Here is a 25,509-nt window from a genome sequence, read left to right as displayed (position 1 = left end):
CGTGCCGCGATGTCCCTGTTCGCCGGGACTCCGGGCCTTCCACTGTGGACCCATCGAAACCACCCCCGGAAGGACATCCACCATGACCACCATCTCCACCCACCACCCCGCTCGCGACGACCTCGACACCGAGCAGGCCCCCACCCGCCGCAACGGCTGGGCCCTCGCCGGCATCGCCGCGGGCGTCACCGGCTTCGCCGCGACGATCCTGTCGATGAACGTCGGCGCGGTCTACGCCGAGGGCGCCGGGAAGGATCCGGCCGGCATCGCCGAGGCGCTCGGCGACAAGACCGCGGTGCTGCTCGGCTTCCACGTCGCCGCCACGTTCGCCGCCCTGCTGCTCGTCCCGTTCGGGCTGGGCCTGTACCGCCAGCTGCGCGAGCGGCTCGGCTCCGAGAGCCTCGTGCCGGCCGTCGCCGCCTTCGGCATCCTCGGTACGAGCCTCGTCGTGCTGATGGGCACCGTCCTGGACACCGAGTTCATCTTCGGCGTCGCCGAGGAGGGCATGGTCGTGCCCGAGGCGGCCGCGATGTACAACCACTGGATCGGCACCGTGCCGTGGGTCTGGAGCCTCACGGGCCTGACCGGCTGGGCGCTGTTCTCGGCCTCGCGGAAGCAGGCCGTCGCCCGCTGGATCGGCATCGTCGGGCTCGGGCTCGGCTCCCTGTCGCTGCTGATGACGTTCCTGCCGCTGCAGTACATGGCCGGCTGGACCGGCAGCATCATGGTCGTCGTCACCGCCGTCGGCCTCGCGGTCGCCGGACGGAACCGCCGGTGACCGTCAGCGACATCGCGCATCATGGCGCCGATCCGACCCCACCGGGGCCGGATCGGCGTCATGATCGGTGCATGCTCTCGCGCTGGGCCCCCGGGATCGTCGGCACGCTCCTGGGCGCCCTCGCGCTCGCCGCCACGATCGCGCTCGACGCGCGCACCGAGCTCTCCGACGTGCCGCAGTACCTGGCCGACCCGGGCTGGCCCTTCGCCGTGCAGGGGCTCGTCCTGCTCGTGCTCGCGGGCGTCATCTTCTGGCACGACCCGCGGCACCCGATCGGCTGGGCCATGGCGGCCCTCGGGATCGTGTGGAGCCTCGACGGCCTCGCCCAGGCGTACGCACGACTCGCCGTCACGACCGACGAGGCGCTGCCCGGGACGACGTTCACGCTGTGGTTCCTGCTGCGGTTCACCGCGATCCTGCCGGTCGCGGCGGCGGCGATGCTGCTGCTGTTCCCCGACGGCCGGCTTCCCGTCGGCCGGCTGCGGACCCTGGGCATGTGCAGCCTCGCCCTCATGGGCATCTCGCTGCTCACGATGTACGTCGGCCCGTCGCCCGAGGACGTGCTGGAGCGGATTCCCCCGGGATCGGACCCGGACGCCTTCACCGTCGAGGCGATGCGCCCGTACGTCGACCAGCTCGAGCTGGCGGTGCGGGTGACGGGCGTGGCCGGCTTCTGCCTCGCGCTCGTGGCGGTCGTGCTGCGCTACCGCGGCTCCCGCGGCCTCGAGCGCGAGCGGATGCGCTGGCTCGCGTGGGCGGCGGTCGTCATGGTCCTCGTGATGGCCGCGAGCATCCTCGTCGACGCCCCCGTGCCGAGCTGGCTGTTCGTGCTGACCGCCCTAACGATCTCGCCGGTCGCGATCACGATCGCGGTCGTCAACCCCCGGATCGTCCACGTCGAGACGCTGCTCGTCCGCACGATCGCGTTCGGCGGCATCGCCGCGGCGATCGTCGCGATCGACCTGCTCGTGCTCGCCGTCCTCTCCGCGCTGCTGGGCGACTCGCTCGGCGAGCGCGAGGTCGTGCTGCTCGTGCTCGTCCTGGCCGCCGTGCTGTACGGGCCGTTGCGCACGCGCGTCGAGCGCTTCGTGCGCCGACTCGTGCTCGGCGAGCGCGACGACCCGTACGACGTCATCGCGAGCCTCGCCTCGACGCTCGAGCAGGCCGACGCCGACGAGGCCCAGTTGGCGGCCGTGACGACCGCCGTCGCCGACGCGTTCGCCGTGGACTTCGTCGAGGTCGAGGTCGAGCGCGCGAGCGGCGAGCGGCTCGTCGCCTCCCGCGGCAGCCGTCCCGGGCGGGTGCGGACGTTCCCGATCTCCTACCGCGGCGAGTCGATCGGGCGGCTCGCGCTGCCCGCGCGCGGCGTGCGCAACCGGCTCAGCGCCCGCGACGAGGCGTTGCTCGCCGACGTCGTCCGGCAGGCCGCCACCGCCGTTCGCGCGAACCAGCTCGCCGACGAGGTCCAGCGCAGCCGCGAGGGGCTCGTGCTGGCGCGCGAGGAGGAGCGCCGCCGGATCCGCCGCGACCTGCACGACGGTCTCGGCCCCGCCCTGTCGGCCGTCGTGTTCCGGATCGAGTCGGCACGGCTCGCGATCGCGGCCGACCCGGGCTCCGCCGACGAGCAGCTCGTCGAGACCCGCGACGTCGTCCAGCAGATCGTGAAGGACGTGCGGCGGCTCGTGCACGACCTCCGGCCGCCCGCGCTGGACGATCGCGGCCTCGTCGGCGCCCTGGGGCAGCTGGCCGAGCACGCCGGCACCGCGACCCGCGTCCGCGTCGACGCCGACATCGACGGTGAGCTGCCCGCCGCCGTCGAGGTCGCCGCCTACCGGATCGCCTCGGAGGCGATGACGAACGTCCTGCGCCACGCCGACGCCCGCACCTGCACCGTGGCGCTGCGGTCGGAGGACGCACGCCTCGTGGTCGAGGTCCGCGACGACGGGGCCGGGATCCCGGCCGACGCCCAGGCCGGGGTCGGCCTGCAGTCGATGCGGGAGCGGGCCGCCGAGCTGGGCGGCGACGTGGACATCCGCTGCCCCGCGGACGGCGGTACGGTCGTGACCGCATGGCTGCCGCACGACGGAAGGGGCCGGGCATGAGCGAGAGCGAGCCGGTGCGGGTCGTCGTCGTGGACGACCACCAGATCCTGCGCGACGGACTCGTGGCCCTGCTCGGCGCGATCGGCGGCGTCGAGGTGGTCGGCTCGGCGGGCGACGGTCGCGAGGCGATCCACGTCGTGGACGCCGACCCGCCGGACGTCGTCGTGATGGACATCCAGATGCCCGTGCTCGACGGGATCGAGGCCACACGGCACATCACCGGTCGCCACCGGGACGTCCGCGTACTCATGCTGACGATGAACGAGGACGACGACACGATCGTCAGCGCGCTGCGCGCTGGCGCCTCGGGCTACCTGCTCAAGGGCTCCGACGCCGCCGAGGTGCACCGCGCGATCGTCGCGACCGCCGGTGGCGGGATGGTCTTCGGCGCGTCGGTCGCCGCCCGGGTCGCAGGGCTCTTCGCCGGCCGCGCCCAGCAGCGGGTCGAGCACCCCTTCCCCGAGCTGTCCGAGCGCGAGCGCGCCGTGCTCGACCTGCTGGCCGCCGGGCGCAGCAACGACGCGATCGCCGCGGAGCTCTTCGTCTCCAACAAGACCGTCCGCAACGCCGTCTCCACGATCTACGCGAAGCTGCATGCCGCCGACCGCGCCGAGGCCATCATCAAGGCCCGCGAGGCCGGGCTGGGCCGCGACGCCTGACCTGCGGGATTGCGAACCGCCCCGCAGCGGGCCACGGTGGGAGTCGAACGAAAGGAGTTCCATGAGCACGCTCACCACGAACGGCATCGAACTGTCCTACGAGGACACCGGAGGCGACGGCCGACCCGTCGTCCTGATCCACGGGTGGCCGCTCAGCGGCGCCTCCTGGCAGTCCCAGGTTCCTGCCCTCACGGCCGCCGGCCATCGCGTCATCACGTACGACCGCCGCGGCTTCGGCGCCTCGGACAAGCCCGAGTCGGGCTACGACTACGACACGTTCGCAGCCGACCTCGCCGGGCTCCTGGAGTCACTGGACCTGCGGGACGTCACGCTCGTCGGGTTCTCCATGGGCGGCGGCGAGGTCGCCCGCTACCTGGGTGCCCACGGCTCGGAGCGGATCGCCTCGGCGGTCTTCGCCGGCGCCGTGCCGCCCTACCTGCTCAAGTCCGACGAGAATCCCGAGGGCGGTCTGACCGAGGAGGCCATCGCGGGATTCAAGAACGGCATCAGCCAGGACCGTGCCGGCTTCTTCGAGGACTTCAGCACCCAGTTCTTCTCCGCCGGGGGCGAGCTGAAGGTCACCGACCAGCAGCGGCGCGACGCGTTCGCGCTGTCCGAGCCGGCGCGGGACGAGGCCGTGCTGGCCTGCGTCGACGCGTTCGGGCGGACGGACTTCCGCGACGACCTCACCCGGATCGACGTCCCGGTGCTCGTGATCCACGGGGACGGTGACGCGATCGTGCCGTTCGAGGTCTCCGGTCAGCGCACCGCGCGGGACGTCGAGGGGGCGACCCTGCACGTCGTCGCCGGCGGACCGCACGGTCTCAACGTGAGCCACCCCGAGGAGTTCAACCGCGTGCTGCTGGAGTTCCTGGCGCGCTGAGGGCGGGAGCGGCGCCGCGTCGGAGTCCCATCGGGGGGAAAGGGGTACTCCAACGCGGCGCCCACACGCACTCTCGGGGTGGATGTGCGCGTTCCCTCGGGCGCGTCCGCCCTGTCCGTCCTCGGGCCACGGGAGATGCAGCAGGCCCGGTCTGGACGTCACATTTGTACCAACAGACACATGCAAGAAGTCGCACCGGGGTGCGATGAGTTGCGCGTGTCGCGCATTGCGCTGGTCACACCCGCACGCCGACGCCCTAGGATCGGTGCGTGCTCATCCTCGCAATCATCCTCTTCGGCATGCTCGTCGGCGCTGCGGCCCAGTTGATCCTGGGCAAGGGCGGGGCCGGAATCGACTGGACCCTGGCGATCGTCGCCGGCCTCGTCGGCTCCTTCGTGGGCGGACTGCTCATCAGCCTGCTCGTCGACGGCGACCTGGCGATCCACCCGAGCGGGATCATCGGATCGCTGCTCGGCGCCGTCATCGTGACCGCCGGCTGGCGCTGGTGGAGCAACCGCAGCGCGGCCTGAACCACCCCTCGGGTCCGGGCGGACGCGAGTCGTCTGCCGTGCCGGTGGGGTCTGCCGGCGCACCGGGTGGAACGATGATGCCGTGGCGACTTCCGTCACACGGTTTCGCGACCCCGACACATCTAAGGATCAACTGTGGACAGCTTCTGGGACTTCCTGTGGTTGACGATCTCGGTCTTCTTCTTCATGGCCTACCTCATCGTCCTGTTCAACATCATCATCGATCTCTTCAGCGATGACGAGCTCTCGGGCTGGTGGAAGGCCGTGTGGGTCTTCTTCCTCATCTTCGTCCCCGCGCTGACGGCGCTGGTCTACCTGATCGCCCGCGGCGGCGGCATGGCGCGTCGTCAGCAGGCCAAGCTGCGCGATGCCCAGCAGCAGACCGACGCGTACATCCGCGACGTGGCCGCCCAGTCGCCGGCCGACCAGATCGCCTCGGCGAAGTCGCTGCTGGACTCCGGCGCGATCACGCAGGCCGAGTACGACCAGCTCAAGGCCAAGGCACTCGCCTGACGCCTCGCCCCTGAGGGTGCGATCCGGGCCGGAGTCCTTCGGGACTCCGGCCCGTGTCATGTCCGGGCGGGTGGCGCGGCTCAGTCCGTGTCGGGACGGGAGCGCAGCTCGATCCCGATCTGGTCGGCGTCGAGCACCGCGAGCATGTGGCTGAGCACCTCGGTGCTGTACGTGCCGTCGTCACGCTCGCGGAGCAGGGCCGACCGCTGGGCCTCGATCATGTCGAGTCGCAGCCCTCGCACGATGGCGCGGTGCTGGTCGCCGACCCGGCGGTCGCCCTCGTCCTCCTCGGGGATCTGCGTACGGGCGAACCGCGTACGCAGCTCCTCGAGTTCCGGCGGCAGCTCGGCGGCCTGGACGACCTCCAGCGCGGTCGCGTTCATGAGGTCGCGCAGCCGGTCCCACTCCTGCTGCGTACTGGCGCCGTCGCGCCCCGAGAGGCCCAGGAAGCGCACGAGGGCCCCGAGCGTCCCGCCCTGGACGATGAGCGAGAACAGCGCGACGAAGAAGGCGATCAGGATCAGCAGGGAGCGGTGCTCGACATCGTGCGGCAGCGTCTGGGCCGCCGCGACCGTGACGGCGCCGCGCAGTCCGGCCCACGCGATCACGAGTCCCTCCCGCCGGCCGAGCGGGAGCGCGTCGAGGTAGTCGACGTCGGCGGACTTGCGGCGCAGCGTGGTCCGCAGCCGGTCGGCGCGCGGCGAGTCGATCCCGTCGGCCTTGGCACCCCAGTGCTCGATGGCGTCCCGCATCTCGGGCACCCGCCTGGCCTTCGACTTGTCGATCAGCACGACCACCGCGACGTAGAGCAGGCGCACGAACATCGCCGCGGCGAGGGCGATCGCGGCGATGAGCGCCGCCCGGCTCACTCCGCCGTCGCTGTCGCCGACGTCCTCGACGAGCGCCGAGATCTCCAGGCCCATGATGAGGAACACGAGGCCCTCGAGCAGGAACTCGACCGTGCGCCAGTTCTGGGCGTCGGAGATGCGGTGCTGCGGCGCGAGGTACTGCGCGGCGGCGTGACCCGTGACGAGTCCCGCGGTCACGGCCGCCACGAGGCCTGACGCATTGAGGTGCTCGGCCGGCACGTACGCCACGAACGGGACCGTGAACGACACCGCCGTGTTGACGGCCGCGTCGCTCAGCCGGGCCCGGATCCGCAGGTTGAGCTCGCCGACGAGCCAGCCGATCGCCACGGCGCCGGCGACCGCCCACACGAACTGGCCCAGGACCGCCCAGAAGTGCACCGAGGTGGCGATCGCGGCGACCGCGGTGCGCAGCAGGACGAGCGCCGTCGCGTCGTTGAGCATGCTCTCGCCCTCGAGCACCGTGACGATGCGCCGTGACACCCCGAGGTCCTTCACGATCCTCGTCGCCACGGCATCGGTCGGGCTGACGATCGCGCCCAGCGCGACGGCCAGCGGGTAGTCCAGGCCGGGGATCACCCACGTGAACAGCAGACCCAGCAGCAGCGAGCTGATCAGGACGAGCACGACGGACATCCCGCTGATGAGCGTGAAGTCGCGCCGGAAGTCCATCGTCGGCATCGACACCGCCGCCGCGTAGAGCAGGGGCGGCAGTAGCCCGGCGAGGATCAGATGGGGATCGATCTCGTACTGCGGCGTGAAGGGCAGGAGGCTGAAGCCGATCCCGAGGCCGACGAGCACCAGGGGCGCGGCGAGACCGAGGCGCGGCGCGAACACCGTGGCTCCCGCGATGACCACGACCACGACGACGGCTGCGACGATCAACTCCACCCGGCCATCGTAGGGACGCAGCCTGTGAGCGCGCCGTCCGTCAACCCAGGGCGCGGTACAGGACGAGCCTGCCGACGTGCCCGTGCGTCGCCGAGCGGAAGGCGTCCGGGACCGTGCCGACGACCGACAGCCCGAGGTCGCGCCACAGCGCGACGGCCGCCTCGTCGGTCTCGACGACGTCGTCGACCACGACGGCGTCGAAGCCCGCATCGGCGGCCCACTCGAGCACGTGCTCGGCCAGGTGACGGCCGACGCGCTGACCGTGCTCGGCCGGGTCGACCACGAGCGTGGCGGTGGCGACGTGGTCACCGCGGCCGGGCCGGCTCGGGCCCATCACGGCGGTGCCCAGCACGCGTCCGTCGAAGTCGACTCCGACGACGGTGTGCCTCGGCTCACCGGGACGCCAGGCGGCCTTGGCCTGCTTCGACGTGACGTCGTCGGCGTACGCGAGCGTCTCGCCCTCGGCGACCGCCTGCTGCCAGAACGGCCACACGCGCTCCCAGTCCGCGTCGGTCGCCGGTCGGACGAGCATCAGGCCACCATCTCGCGCACGAGCGGGGCGACCTTCGTGCCGTACAGCTCGATGCAGCGCAGCAGCTGCTCGTGCGGCATCGCGCCGTTGGCGTACTTGAGGTCGAAGCGCGTCACGCCCAGCAGCTTCAGGTTGGTCGCGATCTTGCGGGCCACGGTCTCGGGCGAGCCGACGTACAGGGCTCCCTCGGGGCTCGCGTCGCGCTCGAACTGGATCCGGGTGGTGGGCGGCCAGCCGCGCTCCCGACCGATCCGGTCCCGCTGGGCCTGGAAGTGACCGAAGAGCTCGTCGCGGGCCTGCTCGTCGGTCTCGGCGACGTAGCCCGGGGAGTGCATCCCCACGGGTAGCGGGTCGACGCCGTCGGCCGCGAGCAGCTCGCGGTAGTAGTTCGCGAGCGGCACGAACTGCGCCGGCGGCCCGCCGATGATCGCGAGCATGAGCGGGATCCGGTAGTGCGCGGCGCGCACGACGGACTGGGGCGTGCCACCGACCCCGATCCACGCCCGGAGCCGACCGGACTCCGTCGGCGGGTACACGCGCTGGTCGGTCAGCGGCGGCCGGATCGAGCCCGACCACGTCACCGGCTCCTCGGTCAGCAGGCGGGCGAACAGGTCGAGCTTCTCGGCGAACAGCACCTCGTAGTCGTCGAGGTCGAAGCCGAAGAGCGGGAAGGACTCGGTGAACGAGCCGCGGCCGAGGATCACCTCGGCCCGGCCGTTCGAGATCGCGTCGAGCGTCGAGAAGCGCTCGAAGACCCGGATCGGGTCGTCGGAGCTGAGCACCGTGACGGCCGTGCCGAGGCGGATGTGCTCGGTGCGCGCGGCGATCGCCGCGAGCACGACCTCGGGTGCGCTGACGGCGAAGTCGTCGCGGTGGTGCTCGCCGACGCCGAGGAACGCCAGTCCGACCCGGTCGGCGAGGACGCCCTGCTCGACGACGTCGCGCAGGACGGCCGCGTGGTGCTTCGGGGTGCCGTCGGGGCCGAGGGTGCGGTCACCGAACGTGTCGAGGCCCAGCTCGATCGCAGCGGGATCGATGGAGGAGGTCACGGGTCCACCGTATCCGCGTGCGCGCGTCGCGGCCGGTCAGCGCCAGCGGCGGATGCTGTAGATCAGCAGACCGAGCGCGGCGGCCGCGCCGCTCCAGATCCCGATCGCCCCGACCCACCCGGCCGCGGGCAGTTCCGGACCGAACCCGATCCCCACGATCGTGAACTCGGGGATCGTCGGCGAGGCCAGCCAGATCGCGCCGACCGTGATGACGCACGCGATGCCGAGCAGGCTCAGCAGGATCCGCGGGATCGTCGCGACGCCGTACCGCGCGGCCTCGACCGCCTTCTCCTCGAGCGGCCCGACGATGCGCTCGGCCCACGTGTAGTGGCGGGCCAGCAGCGCCACGCCGCCCAGGACGATGAGCGTGCCGGGTCCCGGCAGCGGCATCAGGATCACGCCCAGCACGACGAGGGTCCAGCCCAACGTCTCCGACCCGGTGCGCTGGAACCACCCGCGCAGTCGTTGGCCGAACGTCATGGCGCAAGCATGCCAGTCCGGCCGTGAGCCGCTCGTGCGGTGAGGTCAGACGGCCTCGGCCGGCAGCTCGAGAGCCTCGTCCTCCGCGGCGCTGCCCGTGACGTGGTCGGCGAACAGGTTCGGCCAGGCCATGATCCCGTAGGGCGTGCGTGCGACGACGAGTCGGCTGTTCGGCATCAGCTCGCGCAGCCGCTTCGCGGTGCTGATCGGATGCGTCGGGTCGTCGCTCCAGGCGAGCACGAGGGTGGGCGCCGTGACGCCGCCGATCTGCTCGGGCTCGGGCAGGTCGGTCGACGCGGCTCCGCGCAGGATGCAGGGCAGCAGGGTCGCCGTGACCGACGGCAGGGTCACGGGAGCCTCCGCCAGCGCGGGGACGACGGGGCCCGTCCGGCCGAGCTCGACGAACGCGTCGAGGCCCTCGCGGGCGATCAGGTCGGCGTTCGCGACGTACGTCGTGGCCTGCGCGCGCCGCGACTCCCACGCCGTCGGCGGGACGACGAGGGTCAGGCTGGCGAACCGTCCGGGATCGCGCACCGCGGCGTGCAGCAGGGTTGCCGTGCCCATGGAGGGGCCGACGCCGTGCACCCGCTCGCCCGGGGCGACGTGGTCGAGCAGCGCGAGCAGGTCCTGCGCGAGTCGCGGCCAGACGTAGTCGTCGGGGCGCTCCGACCCGGTCGAGGCGCCGTGGCCGCGCGCGTCGTAGCGCAGCACCCGGTAGCCGCGCAGGTACTGCGGCAGGTCCAGCCCCATCGACGCATCGCGCAGTCGGCTCGAGGTGAGGCCGTGCAGCTGGACGACCAGTGGCCCGGAGTCACCGCGCACGTCGTAGTCGAGGGTGGCATCGGCGACGTCGAACCTGGGCACGTGCACCTCCGTCGGCGGGCTGGGTCAGGCCTCTAGAGTACGGCTCATGCGGCTGACGAACGTCGCCCACATGTCGCTGCCCCACGGCAGGCTTCTCGGGTACCGGATCGACGCGTCCGTCGACGAGGACAGCGTCGTGCCCGTCTCCTTCGACCAGCACCGTCACGTCGCGCGCGGACAGCGCCCCGGCTCGTGGATGGCCATGGCGATCCGGCTGCCGGGACCGGTCGTCCGGGACGACCTCGGGCGGGCCTGGGACGCGACGGTCCGCCGCCACGGGACCCTCGGCACCGTCTTCTCCCCCGGCTCGGACGACGTCCGACTCCACGACGCCGAACTGGGCCCCGGGGCGTGGCACGAGCACCCCGTCGCCGGCTCCACCCGCGAGGCCCTGCGGGACCTGCTCGACACGGCGTGCGCCCCGTTCGAGCGGCCCTCGTACCGGTTGTGCCTCGTCGAGCCCGCCGCGGGCGAACCCGACATCCGGCCGGCCGTCGTCATCGCCTCGGACCACGCGCACGTCGACATGTGGTCACTGCTGGTCCTGGTCCGCGATCTCGCCGTGTGCCTCGACGACGTGACCGCCGGGCGGCCCGTGGGCGCCGGGCTGCCGGCCGCACCCCCGTTCTCCGATCACACCCGGGCCCTGCTCGACCGGCCCCCGGCCCCGGCCGAGGTGGTCGACCGCTGGGCCGAGGTCCTCGCCGCGGAGGACGGCTGGATGCCACGGTTCCCGCTGCCTCTCGGCGCGGCCGAGCCGGTCCCCGACGGCGTGTACGACACGCGCGACGTCCTCGATGCGGCCGCGACCGCACGGTTCGCCGACCGGGCGCACGGTCAGGGCGTGCGGATGATCGCCCTGGCGACCTCGGTCCTGACGGAGGTCACGGCGAGCCTGACCGGTCGGGCGTTCCGCGCGGTCTTCCCGGTGCACAGCCGCTACGAGGAGCGCTGGCAGGACGCGGTGGGCTGGTTCATCACCAACGCGGTGCTGGAGTCGGCCGACCCCGACCCGCAGGCCTGCTCCGTGGCCGTGCAGGAGGCGATCGGCCTCGGCTCGTGGCCGCTCGCGCCGATCATGGCACCGTACGGCGGCATGCCGGAGGGTCCCGGCATGTTCGCGATGTCGTGGCTCGACGTGCGTCGGCTGCCCGTCGCGGTCGACCCGGCGCTCGAGGTCCAGTTCGTCTCGGCGGCGATCCGCACCGACGGCGTGATGATCTGGTTCGTCGTCAACGACGCGGGCATGCACGTGCGCTGTCGGCATCCGGACACGCCGGAGGCGCGGCTGAACGTCGGTCGTTGGCTCGATCTCGTCGAGCACCGTCTGCGCGAGCTCGCGCGGTGACCTACCGCGAGACGAAGATGTGGCCCGCGGCCTCGAGGTCGATCTCGGCCGTCTCGGACTGACGGGCGACGACGAGTCCGTCGTGACCGCGCGAGGCCAGCACGTCGTTGCCGGGCAGGGCGCCGACGCGGCGCAGCACCGACATGACCTCGGTGTCCTTCTGCAGCTCCTCGGCGATGCGGCGCACGACGACCCGCACGGGGGTCTCGGAGGTGCCGATGGCGCGCGGGAGCGGCTCGACGCCGTCGAGGAACTCGGCCCCCTCGACGGACTCACCCAGCTCGCCCAGACCCGGGATGGGGTTGCCGTAGGGCGACTCGGTGGGGTGCTCGAGCAGTTCGACGAGACGACGCTCGACCTGCTCGGACATGACGTGCTCCCAGCGGCACGCCTCCTCGTGGACGTACTCGATCTCGAGTCCGATCACGTCGGTGAGCAGTCGCTCGGCGAGACGGTGCTTGCGCATGACGCGCGTCGCGAGGGCACGGCCCTTCTCCGACAGCTCGAGGTGGCGATCGCCCTCGACCGAGAGCAGGCCGTCGCGCTCCATCCGGGCCACGGTCTGGCTGACGGTGGGACCGCTCTGGTGCAGGCGCTCGGCGATGCGCGCCCGCAGCGGGACGATTCCCTCCTCCTCCAGCTCGAAGATGGTCCTCAGGTACATCTCGGTGGTGTCGATGAGCTCGCTCACGCGGCCATTGTTCCATGCCGGTCCCGCTGCCGAGCCACGCGGACCACGCCGGAGTGAGGCTCGCCTCACCCGCGGACGTGCGGCGACCTCCGCGCCGGGGGACGATGCACCCGTGGCGGTCTCCGTGATGTGGTTCCGGGCGGACCTGAGGCTGGACGACCACCCCGCCCTGCGCGCCGCCGTCGAGGCCGGGGACGAGGGCGTCGTCCCGCTCTTCGTCCTGGACGAGCGGTTCGCGACCGCGACCACGTCGCTGCGCCGCGCGTACCTCGCACGACTGCTGGCGAACTTCGCCGACCGGCTCGGCGGACTGCACCTCGTCGCCGGCGACCCGCGCACCGTGGTGCCCCGGATCGCCCGGGAGGTCGGCGCCGCGTCGGTGCACGCGACCGCGTCGCACACGCCCTACGGGAGGGCCCGGGACCACGCGGTCCGCGGCGCCCTGGCGGACGTGCCGCTCGTGCTCACGGGCTCCGCCCATGCCGTCGACCCCGGCACCCTCACGAAGCCCGACGGCGGCGCGTACCGCGTGTTCACCCCGTGGTTCCGGACGTGGCGCGAGCACGGTCTCGCCCCTCCCGCTCCGGCCGTCCGCGCCGGATCCGTGCCGTGGCTGCGGCCCGGGACGTCACTGCCGCTGCCGGACGTCACCGCGCTCCCCGGACTGCGGCTTCCGCCGGTCGGCGAGCGCGCCGCCCGCGCCCACTGGCACCGCTGGCTGCACGGCCACGTCGACGACTACGAGGACGAGCGCGACCGGCCGGACCTCGACACGACGTCGAGGATGTCCGTCCACCTCAAGTGGGGCACGGTCCATCCGCGCACGCTGCTGGCCGACCTCGCCGATCACGACTCGCCCGGCGCCGCGGCGTACGCCCGCCAGCTGGCGTTCCGCGACTTCTACGCCGACGTCCTCGCCGACCGTCCCGACTCCGCGTTCGGGTACTGGAACCGTGCGGTCGAGTCACTGCAGTACGACGAGCCCGCGGGCGACGTCGAGGCGTGGCAGCAGGGTCGTACGGGCTTCCCGTTCGTCGACGCCGGCATGCGACAGCTGCTGGCCGAGGGCTGGATGCACAACCGGGTCCGGATGGTCGTCGCGAGCTTCCTCGTCAAGGACCTGCACGTGGAGTGGACGCACGGTGCCCGGTGGTTCCGTGAGCGGCTGCTGGACGCCGACCTCGCCAGCAACCAGCACGGCTGGCAGTGGGTCGCCGGCTGCGGCACGGACGCGGCGCCGTGGTTCCGCGTCTTCAACCCCGTGGGCCAGGGACGGCGCTTCGACCCGGACGGGGCGTACGTCCGGCGGTGGGTGCCCGAGCTGGCCCACGTCGAGGGTCCCGCCGTGCACGAGCCCTGGCGGCTCGACCAGCCGCCTGCGGACTACCCGCCTCCCCTCGTCGACCACGCCGAGGAGCGGCGTGAGGCCCTGCGCCGGTGGGATGCGCTGCGCGACTAACGTCGGGTGCATGGTGACGATCCCCCGCCAGTTCAACGGCCCGCCCACGTCCGGCAACGGCGGCTGGGTCAGTGGGCTGGTCGCCGCGGCGCTCCTCGCGCAGGGCCACGACGGTCCCGTCGCCTCGCGCCTCTCGATGCCGCCGCCGCTGGACACGCCGCTCGCGTGGGAGCACGACGGGGACGTCAGCCGGCTGCTGACCCACGGCGGCGCGCTCGTGGGCTCCTCGTCGCCCGGCGCGTTCACCCGCGAGCCGCCCCGCTTCGCCGACGAGGCAGAGGTCGCCGCGGGTCTCGCGGCCTATCCCGGGTTCAGGTACCACCCGTTCGACCTGTGCTTCACGTGCGGGACGGCCCGCGGCGAGGGCGACGGGCTGCGGATCTTCAGCGGGCCGATCGGCGAGGACCTCACGGCCGCGCCGTGGCGCGTCGATCCGGCGTTCGCCGACGACGACGGCACGATCGGGGTGCCGGTGGCATGGGCCGCGCTCGACTGCCCCGGGGGCTGGGCGGCCGACTTCACGGCCCAGCCGATGGTGCTCGGCACGATGACCGCCGAGGTGTACTCCGCTCCCGTCGCGGGCCGGACGTACCACGCGGTCGGACAGCTCGCGGCCCGCGAGGGACGCAAGTTCCTCACCGGCACCGCCCTCTACACGCCCGAGGGCGAGCTCGTCGGCCGCTCCGAGCAGGTCTGGATCCACATCGACCTCGCCGACTTCGGGGGCTGACTACGGCGTCGGGTGGCGGGCGTCGTACGCGAGGAAGCGTCGGTTCAGGCCGACCGCGAGCAGGACGCCGCCGATGCACAGACCGCCGCCGACGACCATCGCCCACTGCTCGCCGATCGCGGAGGCGAGCGAGCCGAGCAGGAAGTCGCCCAGGCGCGGCCCGCCCGCGACGACGACGATGAACAGCCCCTGCATCCGGCCGCGCATCTCGTCGGGTGCGGCGGTCTGCAGGATCGTCGAGCGGTACGCGGCACTGACCATGTCGGCCGCGCCCGAGAGCGCGAGGAAGGACACGGCCAGCCACAGCAGCCCCGGCACCCCGATCGCGGAGAAGCCCGCCGCGGCGACGCTCGCGCCGTAGACGACGACCGCCACCGTGACCGCGATGCCGTGCCGGTGGACGCGGCTGACCCAGCCGGACAGCACGAACGCGATGAGCGAGCCGATCGCCGGCGACGCCTGCAGCAGGCCGAGTGTCGCGGCGTCGGACCCGCCGAGCGTCGCGGACGTGAAGACGGTCGCGGCGAGGGCGGGGTACAGCGACCGCGGCTGGGCGAACACCATCGCGCACAGGTCCACGACGAACGACATCGCGATGTTCGGGGCGGTGCGCAGGAACCGCAGCCCGTCCACGACGGAGCTCAGACCCGGCACGGGCAGCTTCGTGGCCGGCGGCAGCGCCGGCAGTCGCAGCACCGAGTAGAGCGCCGCGAGGTACAGCACGACATCCGCGACGTACGCGGCCTCGACCCCGCGCCACGCGATCAGCGCGCCGCCGAGCAGCGGACCGACCGTGAGGGACAGGTTCGTCGCGGCCATACTCAGGGCGTTCGCCGCGGGCAGCAGGTTCGACGGCAGCAGCTGCGGCAGCATCGCGGACCGCGCGGGCTGGTTCACGGCGTAGAAGAGCGCCTGGAAGGCCACGACGACATACAGGAAGCCGACGGTCCTCAGGTCGGCCACGCTGTGCACGACGAGCGTGATCGACGACAGCCACAGGCCGAGGGCTGACACGACGGCCACCGTGCGTCGGTCGAACGCGTCCACGAGCGCTCCGCCGTACAGGCCGCCCAGGATGAGCGGCAGCAGGCCGGCGATGCCGACGAGGCCCACGGAGAACGAGGAGTGCGTGAGCTGCCAGACCTCCCACGCGATCGCGACGACCGTGACCTGCTGGCCGAAGCCCGAGATCGCCTGGCCGATCCACAACCGTCGATACGCCGCCGACGCGCGGAGAGGACGGACGTCCGTCAGCAGCCGGGGCACCGGAGCAGGCTATCCGAGGCCCGAGGGCGCTCAGCGCCCTCGCAACCCGGGTCCGCTGTACGCGACCTACGGGGCGAGGCGTTCGCGCAGCCAGCCGTCGTCGCTGCGGCGGAACCGGATGCGGTCGTGGAACCGGTTCTCGCGGCCGTGCCAGAACTCGGCGACGTCGACGTGGATCCGGTAGCCGCCCCAGCCCGACGGCCGGTGGTCGGCCGCGCCGGCGGTCTCGGCCTGCGCCCAGAGCCGCTCGAGCTCGGCCCGGTCGGCGACGACCTGCGACTGCGGCGACGCGGCCGCGCCGATCCGCGCCCCCTCCGGCCGCGACAGGAAGTAGGCGTCCGAATCGGCCGGATCGATCCGGCTCACGGGGCCCTCCAGCCGCAGCTGGCGCTGGAGGGGGTGCCACAGCAGGACCGCCGCCGCCCGCGGGTTGGCCTCGAGCTCGCGGCCCTTGCGCGAGTCGTAGTTCGTGTAGAAGACGGCGCCGCGCTCGTCGAGTCCCTTGAGCAGGACGATCCGCACGGAGGGCGCCCCGTCGGGGGTGGCCGTCGCCAACGCCATCGCGTTCGCCTCGTGGACCCCCGCGGCGAGCGCGTCGGCGAGCCAGCGGTCCGCGAGCGCGAGCGGATCGACGCCCGCGGTCGCCTCGTCGAGGCCGATGCGCGCGTACTCGGTGCGCATGCGCGCCAGGTCCGGGTTGCCCATGGACCCACGGTAGTCACCGCCAGGTGGGACGCGGCGGCGACCGCGTACCGAGGGCAGGGCAGAATTGAGCCATGACTCAGGTGCATCACGGATTGGAAGGCGTCGTAGCGTTCGAGAGCGAGATCGCCGAACCCGACAAGGAAGGCTCCGCGCTGCGCTACCGCGGCGTCGACATCGACGACCTCGTCGGCCGCGTGCCGTTCGAGAAGATCTGGGGCCTGCTGGTCGACGGCGCCTACGAGCCCGGCCTGCCGCCGGCCGAGCCGTACCCGATCCCCGTGCACTCCGGCGACATCCGCGCCGACGTCCAGAGCGCGATCGCCCAGATGGCTCCCGTGTGGGGCATCCGGCAGCTCTACGACATCGAGACGCCCGAAGAGGTCCGCCACGATCTCGCCCGCACCGCCGTCATGGTGCTGTCGTACGTCGCCCAGGCCGCCCGTGGCCTCGGCAAGCCGATGGTGCCCCAGGCCCAGATCGACCAGTGCGACACGATCGTCGAGCGGATGCTCACCCGCTGGCGTGGCGAGGTCAACCCCGACCACGCCAAGGCCATCGACGCGTACCTCGTGTCGGCCGCCGAGCACGGCATGAACGCCTCCACGTTCACCGCGCGCGTGATCTCCTCGACCGGCGCCGACGTCGCCGCGGCGCTCTCCGGCGCCGTGGGCGCGATGTCCGGCCCGCTGCACGGCGGCGCCCCGTCGCGCGTGCTGGGCATGATCGAGGAGGTCGAGAAGACCGGCAACGCCGAGGCGTACGTCAAGAAGCTGCTCGACGACGGTGAGCGGCTCATGGGCTTCGGCCACCGCGTGTACCGCGCCGAGGATCCCCGCGCCCGCACGCTGCGTCGCACCGCCAAGGAGCTCAACGCCCCGCGCGCGGAGGTCGCCGAGGCGCTCGAGCAGGCCGCCCTCAAGGAGCTGCGCGAGCGCCGCCCCGACCGCGTCCTCGAGACGAACGTCGAGTTCTGGGCCGCGATCGTGCTGGACTTCGCCGAGATCCCGGCGAACATGTTCACGGCGATGTTCACGTCGGCCCGCACGGCCGGCTGGAGCGCGCACATCCTCGAGCAGTACAAGACGGGCCGTCTGATCCGCCCGTCGGCGATCTACACCGGCCCGGCCTCGCGCCGCGCCGACGAGGTCGAGGGCTGGAACCCGGAGTGGTCGAAGGCCTGAGCCGGCCCGGTCTCGACACGCCGCACGTTCCTCGCGGCCACTCGACCACCTTCCGGTGGTCGAGTGGCGGCGAGCGGAGCGGGACGCGTCCCGGGACCACCGTCAGGTCGGGGGGATGCCGCGCTCGGCCGGGCTGAACACGTCGTCGATGACGCGGTCGGAGGCCGCGCCGTCCTCGAGGCTGCCGAACTGCTCGCGGAACGCCGCCAGCCGGTCGCCGTACTCGGTGTCCAGCGCGTCGAGGCGGGCGATCGCGTCGATCACCGCGTCGCTCGTGCGCACGACCGGACCCGGGGCGATCTCCTCCAGGTCGAGGTAGAACCCGCGGAGGTCGTCGCGGTAGTGCTCGAGGTCGTAGACGAACAGCACGATCGGCCGTCCGGTCTGGGCGTAGTCGAACATGATCGACGAGTAGTCGGTCACGAGCGCGTCGGCGGCCAGTAGCAGGTCCTGCGCATCGGGGTACTTCGAGGCGTTGACGACACTGTCGGCGAGATCGCGCGGCCACGGGAACCGCACGAGCGGGTGGAGCCGCACGAGCAGCGTGACGTCGTCGCCGAGCCGCTCGGCGAACTTCGCCAGATCCAGTGCCATGTCGTGCGCCCAGGCGCCCGAGGCACCGGGAGCCCGACCGTCGTCGCGGAACGTCGGCGCGTAGAGGACGACCTTGCGGTCGGGGGCGATGCCCAGCCGGCGTCGCGCATCGAGGGCACGCTGGACGCCCTCGGGCGTGTGGAACACGTCGTTGCCGGGGTACCCGGTCTGCAGGATCGGCCCCTCGTACCCGAACGCGCTGCGGAACGCGCCGGTCGCGAACTCACTCGGCGAGACGAGTGAGGACCAACGGTTGACGAGCTCCTGCGCCTTGTCGTGGTAGCCCTCGGCCCGCCCGTACATGACCTTGACGTCGTTCTGCATCCGCTTGAGCGGCGTCCCGTGCCACGTCTGCAGGTAGTGCGTGCCGCGAGGGCGCTTGCACAGGTCGTGGACGTTCTGGTTGAAGACCCAGTACCGGGCGCGGGAGAGCTCCCAGAAGTAGCGCGGCGTCAGCCGGAAGACCTTGTGGGTGCCGGCCGGGACTCGCAGCGTCGAGTTGTTGACGTACCAGAGGTCGAGCGAGCTGCCGCGTGCGTGCATCCGCTCGAACAGCGCGCGCGGGCTGCCGCCGTAGGCGCCGCCGCGGTCGCTCTCGAAGATCGCGGTGTCCTTGCGCGGGAGCAGGCTGCCGAACCGGAACATGAGGGTCATCGCCCGGTAGTAGTGCGGCCCGTTCCGGAATCGCAGGAACGCCTCACGGACCCAGCGGCGGTTGCGCAGCCGCAGCAGTCGGGTCCGCGGGCCGTCGGCCGTGCGGACCATCTCGTAGTTGCGCTCGCAGTAGCCGTCGGCCGGCAGCTCGAGGTACTTCTGGGCGCGCTGGGCGTACACGTCGTCCATCGCGAACCCGCCCTGCCACGACCTGACGACCTCGGCGACCAGCTCGTCGGCATGGTGTCCGACGGCGCCGGGCAGCTCGGTGACGGCATCGATGAACGGGGTGCGCGCACCGGTGAGGACGGCGTCGTCGAACCGGAAGAAGAACACGGGGTGCCGGAGGAAGGCCGCGTCCCACGCGACGCTGGAGTAGTCGGTCACGAGCGCGGCGCTCGTGCGGATGAGCTCCTGGACGTCGGCGTCCGCGGTCGCGATCTCGATGCCGTCGAGCTGCAGGTCCTCGACGTGAGCCCGCAGGTTCGGGTGCATCACGAGCAGGATCTCGACGTCGTGCTCCTCGGCGAGCCGGCGCAGGTCCGGGTGGGTGAGGAACTCGGTCCAACTGGCGAGGTACTTGCTCTCGAGCACGCCCTGACGGCTGGCCAGCCAGTCGCGCCACGTCGGCATCACGACGATCCGCTGGCGCACGTGCGGCTCGCCGGCGAACAGGGCGTCGTACCGCGCGAAGCCGGTGACCGCGACCTGCGAGGGGAAGAAGTCGAGGTCCTCGATGAAGATCTGCCGCTCGGCGGCGGAGTTCACCACGACCCGGTCGAAGGGCATCTCCTGCATGTGCAGGCGTCCGTAGTTGAGCCGGACGTTCTTCATCCCCGTGACGCCGTGCTGCAGGAACACCCGCAGGCCCTGCGCGCGCTTCGCGAGGCGCTCCGAGCGTGAGGCGTGCAGGTACTCGGAGTGGTGGCTGCCGACGAACCGCGAGGCCAGGACCGTGTACCGGATGTGCTCGCGGGACCGGGACAGGACGACGTTGCCGAGCGCCTCGATCTTGCCGCGGTCGGGCGAGTCGGCGTCGATCACGTAGTAGGCGCGGCGCTTCGGCTGGTGCTCGCGGATCCACCGGAACAGCTGGTAGCCGTTGTCCTGCGCCTTGTACCGGACCTCGCCGACGAGCCAGATGCCCGTGAACGGTCGGACCGGCGCGAGCAGCCACGCCCAGCGGGTGAGCCGGCGCAGGTAGGCGTGGGCGTCCACCGTGAAGCGCTCGGTCCAGAACGCGAGCCGCTTGCCGCGGAAGGTCAGGTAGGGCACCCACAGGTCGACGTGCTCACCATCGGCCGTGGGGACGGGAAGGTCCTTCAGCCGCGGCTTCGGGAAGTCCTTGGCCGCGAGCAGTCCGCGGATCGGGTCCTCGAACCCCGGCAGCTCCATCCACACGAACGGGTCGACGATGCCCTCGCGCTCGTCGGGATGGGCCGGTCCGGGCCGTCCGCTGAACGAGATCCGGTAGGAGTGCAGGCCGTGGTGGGTCGTCGGGTCGAGCGGCTCGAGGTCGATCGGCAGCACCTCGTGGCGGCCGGAGAACCGCTGCACGAGCCGCAGCTCGATGAGCTCGGCGGGCCGGCTGAAGGTCTTGAGCACGAGGTCGCCCGCGATGCCGTTCGGCCCGGCCTCGAGACGACGCCCCTCGATCTCGTACTTGCGGGCCGGCTCGGGCGCGATCCGGATCGAGACGTTGCCCTGGTCGGTCACGTGCGTCCACGCGCCGACCTCCTCCCCCAGGGTCGAGACGGGGTCGGCGAGCTCGACACGGCTCATGGCGTCGGCGGTCTGCGTGCGAGCGAACCTCCCGAGCCGGTACTCGACCGGCTTCCTGCCCGTGCCCTCGCACTCGAGGAAGAGGTCGTAGCGGCCGGCCGCGTGCTCGACGGTCTCCCACAGGGTGCCGACGTCGAGCGAGAAGTCGAACCGGGCACTCGGCTCCTGCGCGATCCGCATCAGGACCCGGCCCGCGCTGGTGGACGGTCGTACGACGAGCGCGACGACGCGCACGGGATCGCCGAACTCACCGGTGTAGGCGATCGTGCCGCCCTCGTGGCGGACGGTCAGCGCGACGCGCTCGGGCTCGGTACCGGCCGGACCACGGCCGAGCACCCGGCGGAGTCGGTCCTGGGCCGCCGGGGGCATCGCCGACGCGACACGGCGCGCGACGCGTCTCGGGTCTGGCATGCGCTTCCGGCTCCTGTCTCGTGGCACGCCGGACGTCCCGACACGCGACTTCCGAGTCTAGAACCACCCGGCTGAACCAGCCGTCGCGCATCGTCGGCGCGAACGGGCGGTCAGGAGCAGTACACGCGCAGGACGCCGTTCCCGGTCTTCACGTCGCTGTACCGGCCGCCGGTCACCCAAGGCAGTGCCGTGTTGTAGCGGGCCGACTGGGCTGGACGCACCTTCCAACGCTTCGCGAACTGGTTGACCCCGTGCCGGCCCCAGTCGAGGATGCCGATCGCGCATCCTCCGTTCGCCTTGGCGTTCCAGAGGAACCACGCCATCTGGTACTTCTGCACGGCGTTGAGTGCTCCCGCGGCCGAGCACGCGGTCCGGGCCGGCGTGTAGCGCAGGATCTGGCAGACGTACTTCTGGCCGGCCGCGTCGGGCATGGCGCCGATCCGCTGGGTGAAGTCACGGGAGTAGACGAACAGGTAGTCGTTGTCGCCGAGGTACCAGTACCGGGTCCCGGTCGCCGCGGCCGGCTGGGCCGCGTCGGCAGGCCCGGCCACGGCGGCGACCACGCCACTGCCGGCCCCGGGTCGCGGACCCTTTGTCTTCGGCGGGTCCTTGCGGTCGACGCGCTCGCACGACGTCACGCGGTCGTTCTTACGGTCCTTCGCGCACGTGTCGCGCGAACCCTGGCCGTTCAGCAGGTCCTTGCCGCTCGTGTCCTCGATCAGGTCGCGACCACCGCCGCCGTACGAGGCGTCGTTGCCCGCGCCGCCCCACAGCAGGTCGGAACCGCCGCCACCCTTGAGGACGTCCTTGCCCGGACCTCCGTACAGGGCGTTGCTCCGGGCGTCACCGACGATGAGGTCGCCGGTCTTCGACCCGAACACGCTCTCGATCGCGGCGAGCGAGTCGCGCCCGTGGGACGAGGACGCGGCGGTCCGTCGGCCCAGGTCGGCCGTGAGCCTCGTGCGCGAGGTGAAGTAGGTGATCAGGTCGATCCCCGCGCCGCCGTCGAGGTGGTCGTTCCCCTCGTCGCCGCGCAGGACGTCGTTGTCGAGTTCTCCGAACAGTCGGTCGTTGCCCACGCCGCCGACCAGCTGGTCCTCGCCCTCGCCGCCGCGGATCACGTCGTTGCCGCCGTGGCCGAAGATCACGTCGTCGCCCGCGAGACCACAGATGACGTCGTTGCCCGCCGTGCCGTTCAGCCGGTCGTCGTTCGCCGTGCCGGTGATGGTGCAGTCGGTGGTGGGCACGAAGGCCACGCCCCAGTCGGGCTCGGTCCCCGGGAAGAGCGACTCAGGTGTGGTCGTGCCCGACGGCACGAGCTTCACCGTGCTGGCGTCGGTGTAGAGCACGTTGCCCGCGGCGTCGACCGAGGGCGGCACGTGCCAGGCCGGGCCGACGACGGTCCCGTTGACCACCAGCTCTCCGCTGTCGTCGGGCTCTGAAAGGCAGTAGCCGTCCGGCCCGGAGGCCGGGACGTCGTGCTGGACGTAGGCGAGAGTGCCCCCACCCTCGCCCGCGGCTCCGACGTAGAGGTCGTCATTGCCTGCGACGAGTGTCGGAGCACCCCCGCCGAGGGGAAGCCGGTAGAGCCGGTTCGCGTAGTTCAGCTCGTCGAATCCGCCCCGGTCGACCCGGCACATGCGCACCCCGTGGCTGCGCGAGTAGAGCAGCGACGACCCGTCCGCTCCCCACGTCGGGCCCAGGTTGTGGCTCTCGGTCGTCTCGTTCGTCCGATTGACGAGTCCGCTGCCGTCGACGTTCCGCGTGAAGAGATCGTGCTTCCCATTTGCGTACTTGCCGAACGTCACGACGTCCGAGGTCGGCGAGAAGTCGGGTCGGGACTCGAACGTGCCGACCTTCGTGTGCGTGCGGGTCTGGAAGTCGTAGATCCACGTGTCGACGCCCAGCCGGTAGCTGACGTAGCGGCCCGTGCGCGAGATCGTCGGCGTGGTGGCCACTCCGGCGACGTCCTCCGTGATGTTGACGGACGGAGAGCCGCTCGGGTGGGCGACCATGATGTCGTTCCGGTACGCGTACGCGATGCGGACGTCGGGGCCCCACGTCGCCGCGGAGGCCACCGGCGCGGGGGCCAGCACGAGCGCGGATCCGACGAGTGCGGCTGACACGACCAGAACGGCAGGACGCTTCATGTGTGCTCCTCAGCGTGTCCCCCCGGTGGCCGAAACCCTAGGGCTCACAGGCCGCGCACAGCATCATTTCCCCGGTATTCGTGAGGAATCCGCGCTCCGGCCGTGACAGTCGAGACGGCAGGTACTGACGTGACCCTCGTGACTCAGGAGGGCACTGCCCGGTCCCGTCCGGACGCGCTCAACCCGCCGGAGGCCAGGCGTCCAGCACGCGGCCCGTGGCCCCGCCGTCGTCGAGCCGGGCGAAGCGCTGGCGGAACGCCGCGCGGCCCTCGGTCCAGCGATCGGTCTCGCCGGGTCGCAGCGCGGCGGCGACCTGATCGGTGTCGGTGACGACCGGCCCGGCACCCAGCTCCTCGAGGTCGAGGTAGAAGCCGCGGTCGGCGCGGTAGTCCTCGAGGTCGGGCGCCAGGAAGACGAGGGGCCGCTCCGTGCCGGCGAAGTCGAACATCACCGACGAGTAGTCCGTGACCAGCGCGTCCGCGCCGGCCATCAGCTCGGTGACATCGGGGTGGTCGGTCACGTCGACCGCGCCCGAGGCGACGGGGCGCTGGTCCGCGGCGGTGTTGCCGTGCCCGCGCACCCACACCACGACGTCCTCGCCCAGCTCGTCGCGCAGCCGCGCGACGTCGAGCAGCATCACCCAGCCGAAGCCGCCGCCGGACTTCTGGGTCTCGCGCCACGTCGGCGCGTAGAGCACGACGCGGTCGCCGGGTCCGGCACCGAACCGGGCCCGCACGGCATCGCGCACGTCCGGATCGTTCAGCCGGTCGTTGCGCGGATAGCCGGTCGTCAGGACCGGGCCGGCGTACCCGAACGCCAGCGGCAGGACGTCGTGCGAGAAGTCGTTCTGCGCGAGCAGGGCCGTCCAGCCCTGGACCTCACGGCCCATCCGCTCCATGTAGCCGAGGGAGAGGTGGTCGCCCGTGACGTCGCGGTCGAGCCGCTTGAGCGGCGTGCCGTGCCACGTCTGCAGGTACTGCTGGCCCGGCCGCGGTCGGTAGTAGTACGGCAGCGCCGCGTTGCTGACGATCGCCCCCGCCGAGCGCAGGGCCCGATGCCACTCACGCGAATGCAGCAGGACGGGCTCGGTCCCCGCAGGATGTGGCACGGACCAGTCGGCGATGCACCACAGCACGCGCGTCCCGGGCCGGCGCTCGGCCAGGCCCAGCGCGACCGGTGCGACGTTGTCGAAGCCACCGCGGCCCGCGAAGCTGGCCGCGACGACGAGCGACTCGTCCAGCGGCGGATCCTCGGCCGCGACCTCGTCCACGACGAGGCGCTGGTGGAAGCGGCCGCGCTGGTCCGGCGACAGGGGCGTGCGCAGGACGAGTCCCCACGTGCCGTGGTCGTGGGACCAGTCGATGGCGAAGCGCTCGCCCATCGCCTCCGCCGGGTGGTCGGCCGCGATCGCGACCGGCAGGGTCGTGCCGTCCGGCGCCGTGGCCACCACCGCGTACTCGCCCATCTCGGGGACGGGATCGAGATCGAGGACGGCCGTGCCGCCGGCGACCTCGACCTCGTGCGAGGAGAGCCGACCGGTCAGCCGCAGGCGGGTGCCCTCGGGGGCCGCCACGTCGAGCCGCACGGTGGCGCCCTCGATGCTCGTGGAGGCCACCACGACGGCAGGGTCGGCCACGCGCACGAGCGGTCCCACCTCCACCGCGCGCTCGTGGCCCGCGGCCACGATCCGCACGGCGAGCAGGGCGGGTGCACCGGTGCCCAGCAGTTCATCGGGGACCTCGACCGACCACCCTCCCGAGGTGACGTCGACCCAGCGCTCCCCCGAGCGGCCCGGGGCGAGCGGGTCGTCGCGTCGCTCCAGCGCGAGCGGGACCGGGGCATGCCCGGCCACCAGCAGTGCGACCTCCACGAGGTCGTCCGGCGCGCACCCGAGCCCGCTCAGGGAGATGTGGCCGCGCACGACGGTGTGGCCGTCGGCGACGTGGGGTGCCCAGCGCACCGTGGGCTTCACGTCCACGGGCAGGGGCTGGAGCACGGCATCCGGTGCGCTCGTGGCGTACCCGGGTCGGACCAGTCCGGTCCCCCGGTCGATCGCGTAGGTCGCACCGTGCTCGCTGCGGTCGACGAGCGCGTTGACCAACGCGGCGTGGCGACCCTCGGCCGCCGCCCAGACCGCGAGGCGGTCGTGCACGCGCAGCTGCCGCCACGAGTCCTGCTCGACGGCGCGGGCGGCGCGCGCCCGGACGTCGTCCCAGAAGGCGTCGTCGCGGCGAGGCACGAGCGCGAGATCGGCCACGAGCCGGCGCAGGTCCGCGGCCACGGCCGGTGCCGACGCGTCCGTGGGTCGGCGGTGCCGCAGTCGGTCGACGAGGCGGCGCACGGTTCCCACGGTGCTCCTTCCGGTCGGCTGGCCAGCGGGGACCACTGTAG

21 protein-coding genes are annotated in these 25,509 nt (G+C 72.4%); 10 read left to right on the top strand and 11 right to left on the bottom strand.

Annotation, left to right across the window (positions count from 1 at the left end; genetic code table 11):
- Positions 1 to 82: 82 nt before the first annotated feature.
- From ACT26F_RS15930 to ACT26F_RS15905, 6 genes are all read left to right on the top strand, one after another.
- A complete protein-coding gene (locus ACT26F_RS15930) occupies positions 83 to 778 on the top strand; it encodes a hypothetical protein (protein WP_471671529.1) in 696 nt (231 codons plus the stop codon).
- Between the two features lie 71 nt (positions 779 to 849).
- Complete coding sequence (locus tag ACT26F_RS15925) at positions 850 to 2,880, top strand: sensor histidine kinase (RefSeq protein WP_471671528.1); 2,031 nt, start codon at positions 850 to 852, stop codon at positions 2,878 to 2,880.
- Positions 2,877 to 3,539 (top strand): response regulator transcription factor, encoded by a 663-nt coding sequence (locus tag ACT26F_RS15920; RefSeq protein ID WP_471671527.1) that lies wholly within the window; start codon positions 2,877 to 2,879, stop codon positions 3,537 to 3,539. Before ACT26F_RS15925 ends, ACT26F_RS15920 begins: the two co-directional genes overlap by 4 nt.
- A 61-nt stretch (positions 3,540 to 3,600) precedes the next feature.
- Complete coding sequence (locus tag ACT26F_RS15915) at positions 3,601 to 4,422, top strand: alpha/beta fold hydrolase (protein ID WP_471671526.1); 822 nt, start codon at positions 3,601 to 3,603, stop codon at positions 4,420 to 4,422.
- Positions 4,423 to 4,691: 269 nt separating this feature from the next.
- On the top strand, positions 4,692 to 4,952 hold the full coding sequence (locus ACT26F_RS15910) for a GlsB/YeaQ/YmgE family stress response membrane protein (protein WP_471671525.1): 261 nt from the start codon (positions 4,692 to 4,694) through the stop codon (positions 4,950 to 4,952).
- Between the two features lie 135 nt (positions 4,953 to 5,087).
- Positions 5,088 to 5,465, top strand: a complete 378-nt coding sequence (locus ACT26F_RS15905) for an SHOCT domain-containing protein (protein WP_471671524.1) — start codon at positions 5,088 to 5,090, stop codon at positions 5,463 to 5,465.
- A gap of 80 nt (positions 5,466 to 5,545) precedes the next feature.
- Here ACT26F_RS15905 and ACT26F_RS15900 read toward each other — a convergent pair whose 3' ends face one another.
- From ACT26F_RS15900 to ACT26F_RS15880, 5 genes are read right to left on the bottom strand one after another with little or no spacing between them, the layout of a single operon-like run.
- Positions 5,546 to 7,222, bottom strand: coding sequence for a cation:proton antiporter (locus tag ACT26F_RS15900; protein ID WP_471671523.1), 1,677 nt, complete (start codon positions 7,220 to 7,222; stop codon positions 5,546 to 5,548).
- 40 nt (positions 7,223 to 7,262) lie between these two features.
- On the bottom strand, positions 7,263 to 7,754 hold the full coding sequence (locus ACT26F_RS15895; RefSeq protein ID WP_471671522.1) for a GNAT family N-acetyltransferase: 492 nt from the start codon (positions 7,752 to 7,754) through the stop codon (positions 7,263 to 7,265).
- Positions 7,754 to 8,803, bottom strand: a complete 1,050-nt coding sequence (locus tag ACT26F_RS15890; protein ID WP_471671521.1) for an LLM class flavin-dependent oxidoreductase — start codon at positions 8,801 to 8,803, stop codon at positions 7,754 to 7,756. Before ACT26F_RS15890 ends, ACT26F_RS15895 begins: the two co-directional genes overlap by 1 nt.
- A 36-nt stretch (positions 8,804 to 8,839) precedes the next feature.
- Complete coding sequence (locus ACT26F_RS15885) at positions 8,840 to 9,283, bottom strand: PGPGW domain-containing protein (protein WP_471671520.1); 444 nt, start codon at positions 9,281 to 9,283, stop codon at positions 8,840 to 8,842.
- Positions 9,284 to 9,328: 45 nt separating this feature from the next.
- Positions 9,329 to 10,147: an alpha/beta fold hydrolase gene (locus tag ACT26F_RS15880; protein WP_471671519.1), complete on the bottom strand. Its 819-nt coding sequence runs from the start codon at positions 10,145 to 10,147 to the stop codon at positions 9,329 to 9,331.
- A 46-nt stretch (positions 10,148 to 10,193) separates the two neighbouring features.
- Between ACT26F_RS15880 and ACT26F_RS15875 the strand changes: the two genes are divergently transcribed.
- Positions 10,194 to 11,495 carry a condensation domain-containing protein gene (locus tag ACT26F_RS15875; protein WP_471671518.1) on the top strand — a complete coding sequence of 434 codons (1,302 nt, stop codon included), beginning with the start codon at positions 10,194 to 10,196 and terminating at the stop codon, positions 11,493 to 11,495.
- A gap of 1 nt (position 11,496) precedes the next feature.
- Here the strand turns inward: ACT26F_RS15875 and ACT26F_RS15870 are convergent, their stop codons facing one another.
- The gene (locus ACT26F_RS15870; RefSeq protein WP_471671517.1) at positions 11,497 to 12,186 is read right to left on the bottom strand and encodes a metal-dependent transcriptional regulator; all 690 of its coding nucleotides are present in this window, start codon (positions 12,184 to 12,186) and stop codon (positions 11,497 to 11,499) included.
- A gap of 112 nt (positions 12,187 to 12,298) precedes the next feature.
- On the opposite strand from ACT26F_RS15870, the gene ACT26F_RS15865 reads away from it, so the two are divergent.
- Both ACT26F_RS15865 and ACT26F_RS15860 read left to right on the top strand, forming a co-directional pair.
- Positions 12,299 to 13,645: a cryptochrome/photolyase family protein gene (locus ACT26F_RS15865; RefSeq protein WP_471671516.1), complete on the top strand. Its 1,347-nt coding sequence runs from the start codon at positions 12,299 to 12,301 to the stop codon at positions 13,643 to 13,645.
- Positions 13,646 to 13,655: 10 nt separating this feature from the next.
- Positions 13,656 to 14,375, top strand: coding sequence for a hypothetical protein (locus ACT26F_RS15860; protein ID WP_471671515.1), 720 nt, complete (start codon positions 13,656 to 13,658; stop codon positions 14,373 to 14,375).
- Here the strand turns inward: ACT26F_RS15860 and ACT26F_RS15855 are convergent, their stop codons facing one another.
- Both ACT26F_RS15855 and pdxH read right to left on the bottom strand, forming a co-directional pair.
- Positions 14,376 to 15,641: an MFS transporter gene (locus ACT26F_RS15855; RefSeq protein WP_471671514.1), complete on the bottom strand. Its 1,266-nt coding sequence runs from the start codon at positions 15,639 to 15,641 to the stop codon at positions 14,376 to 14,378.
- Positions 15,642 to 15,707: 66 nt separating this feature from the next.
- Positions 15,708 to 16,346, bottom strand: coding sequence for a pyridoxamine 5'-phosphate oxidase (pdxH, locus tag ACT26F_RS15850; RefSeq protein WP_471671513.1), 639 nt, complete (start codon positions 16,344 to 16,346; stop codon positions 15,708 to 15,710).
- Positions 16,347 to 16,417: 71 nt separating this feature from the next.
- Between pdxH and ACT26F_RS15845 the strand changes: the two genes are divergently transcribed.
- Complete coding sequence (locus tag ACT26F_RS15845; RefSeq protein ID WP_471671512.1) at positions 16,418 to 17,527, top strand: citrate synthase 2; 1,110 nt, start codon at positions 16,418 to 16,420, stop codon at positions 17,525 to 17,527.
- Between the two features lie 102 nt (positions 17,528 to 17,629).
- Here the strand turns inward: ACT26F_RS15845 and ACT26F_RS15840 are convergent, their stop codons facing one another.
- The 3 genes from ACT26F_RS15840 to ACT26F_RS15830 all read right to left on the bottom strand — a co-directional run bounded on the left by ACT26F_RS15840 (position 17,630) and on the right by ACT26F_RS15830 (position 25,468).
- On the bottom strand, positions 17,630 to 20,968 hold the full coding sequence (locus ACT26F_RS15840; protein WP_471671511.1) for a CDP-glycerol glycerophosphotransferase family protein: 3,339 nt from the start codon (positions 20,966 to 20,968) through the stop codon (positions 17,630 to 17,632).
- Between the two features lie 110 nt (positions 20,969 to 21,078).
- On the bottom strand, positions 21,079 to 23,118 hold the full coding sequence (locus tag ACT26F_RS15835) for a hypothetical protein (protein ID WP_471671510.1): 2,040 nt from the start codon (positions 23,116 to 23,118) through the stop codon (positions 21,079 to 21,081).
- 178 nt (positions 23,119 to 23,296) lie between these two features.
- Positions 23,297 to 25,468 (bottom strand): CDP-glycerol glycerophosphotransferase family protein, encoded by a 2,172-nt coding sequence (locus ACT26F_RS15830; RefSeq protein WP_471671509.1) that lies wholly within the window; start codon positions 25,466 to 25,468, stop codon positions 23,297 to 23,299.
- Between the last annotated feature and the right edge of the window lie 41 nt (positions 25,469 to 25,509).

The sequence above is a fragment of the Aeromicrobium sp. SP1 genome, assembly GCF_055663785.1.
The sequence above is the reverse complement of the archived record's forward strand: the minus strand, read 5'-3'. Positions and strand labels throughout refer to the sequence as shown.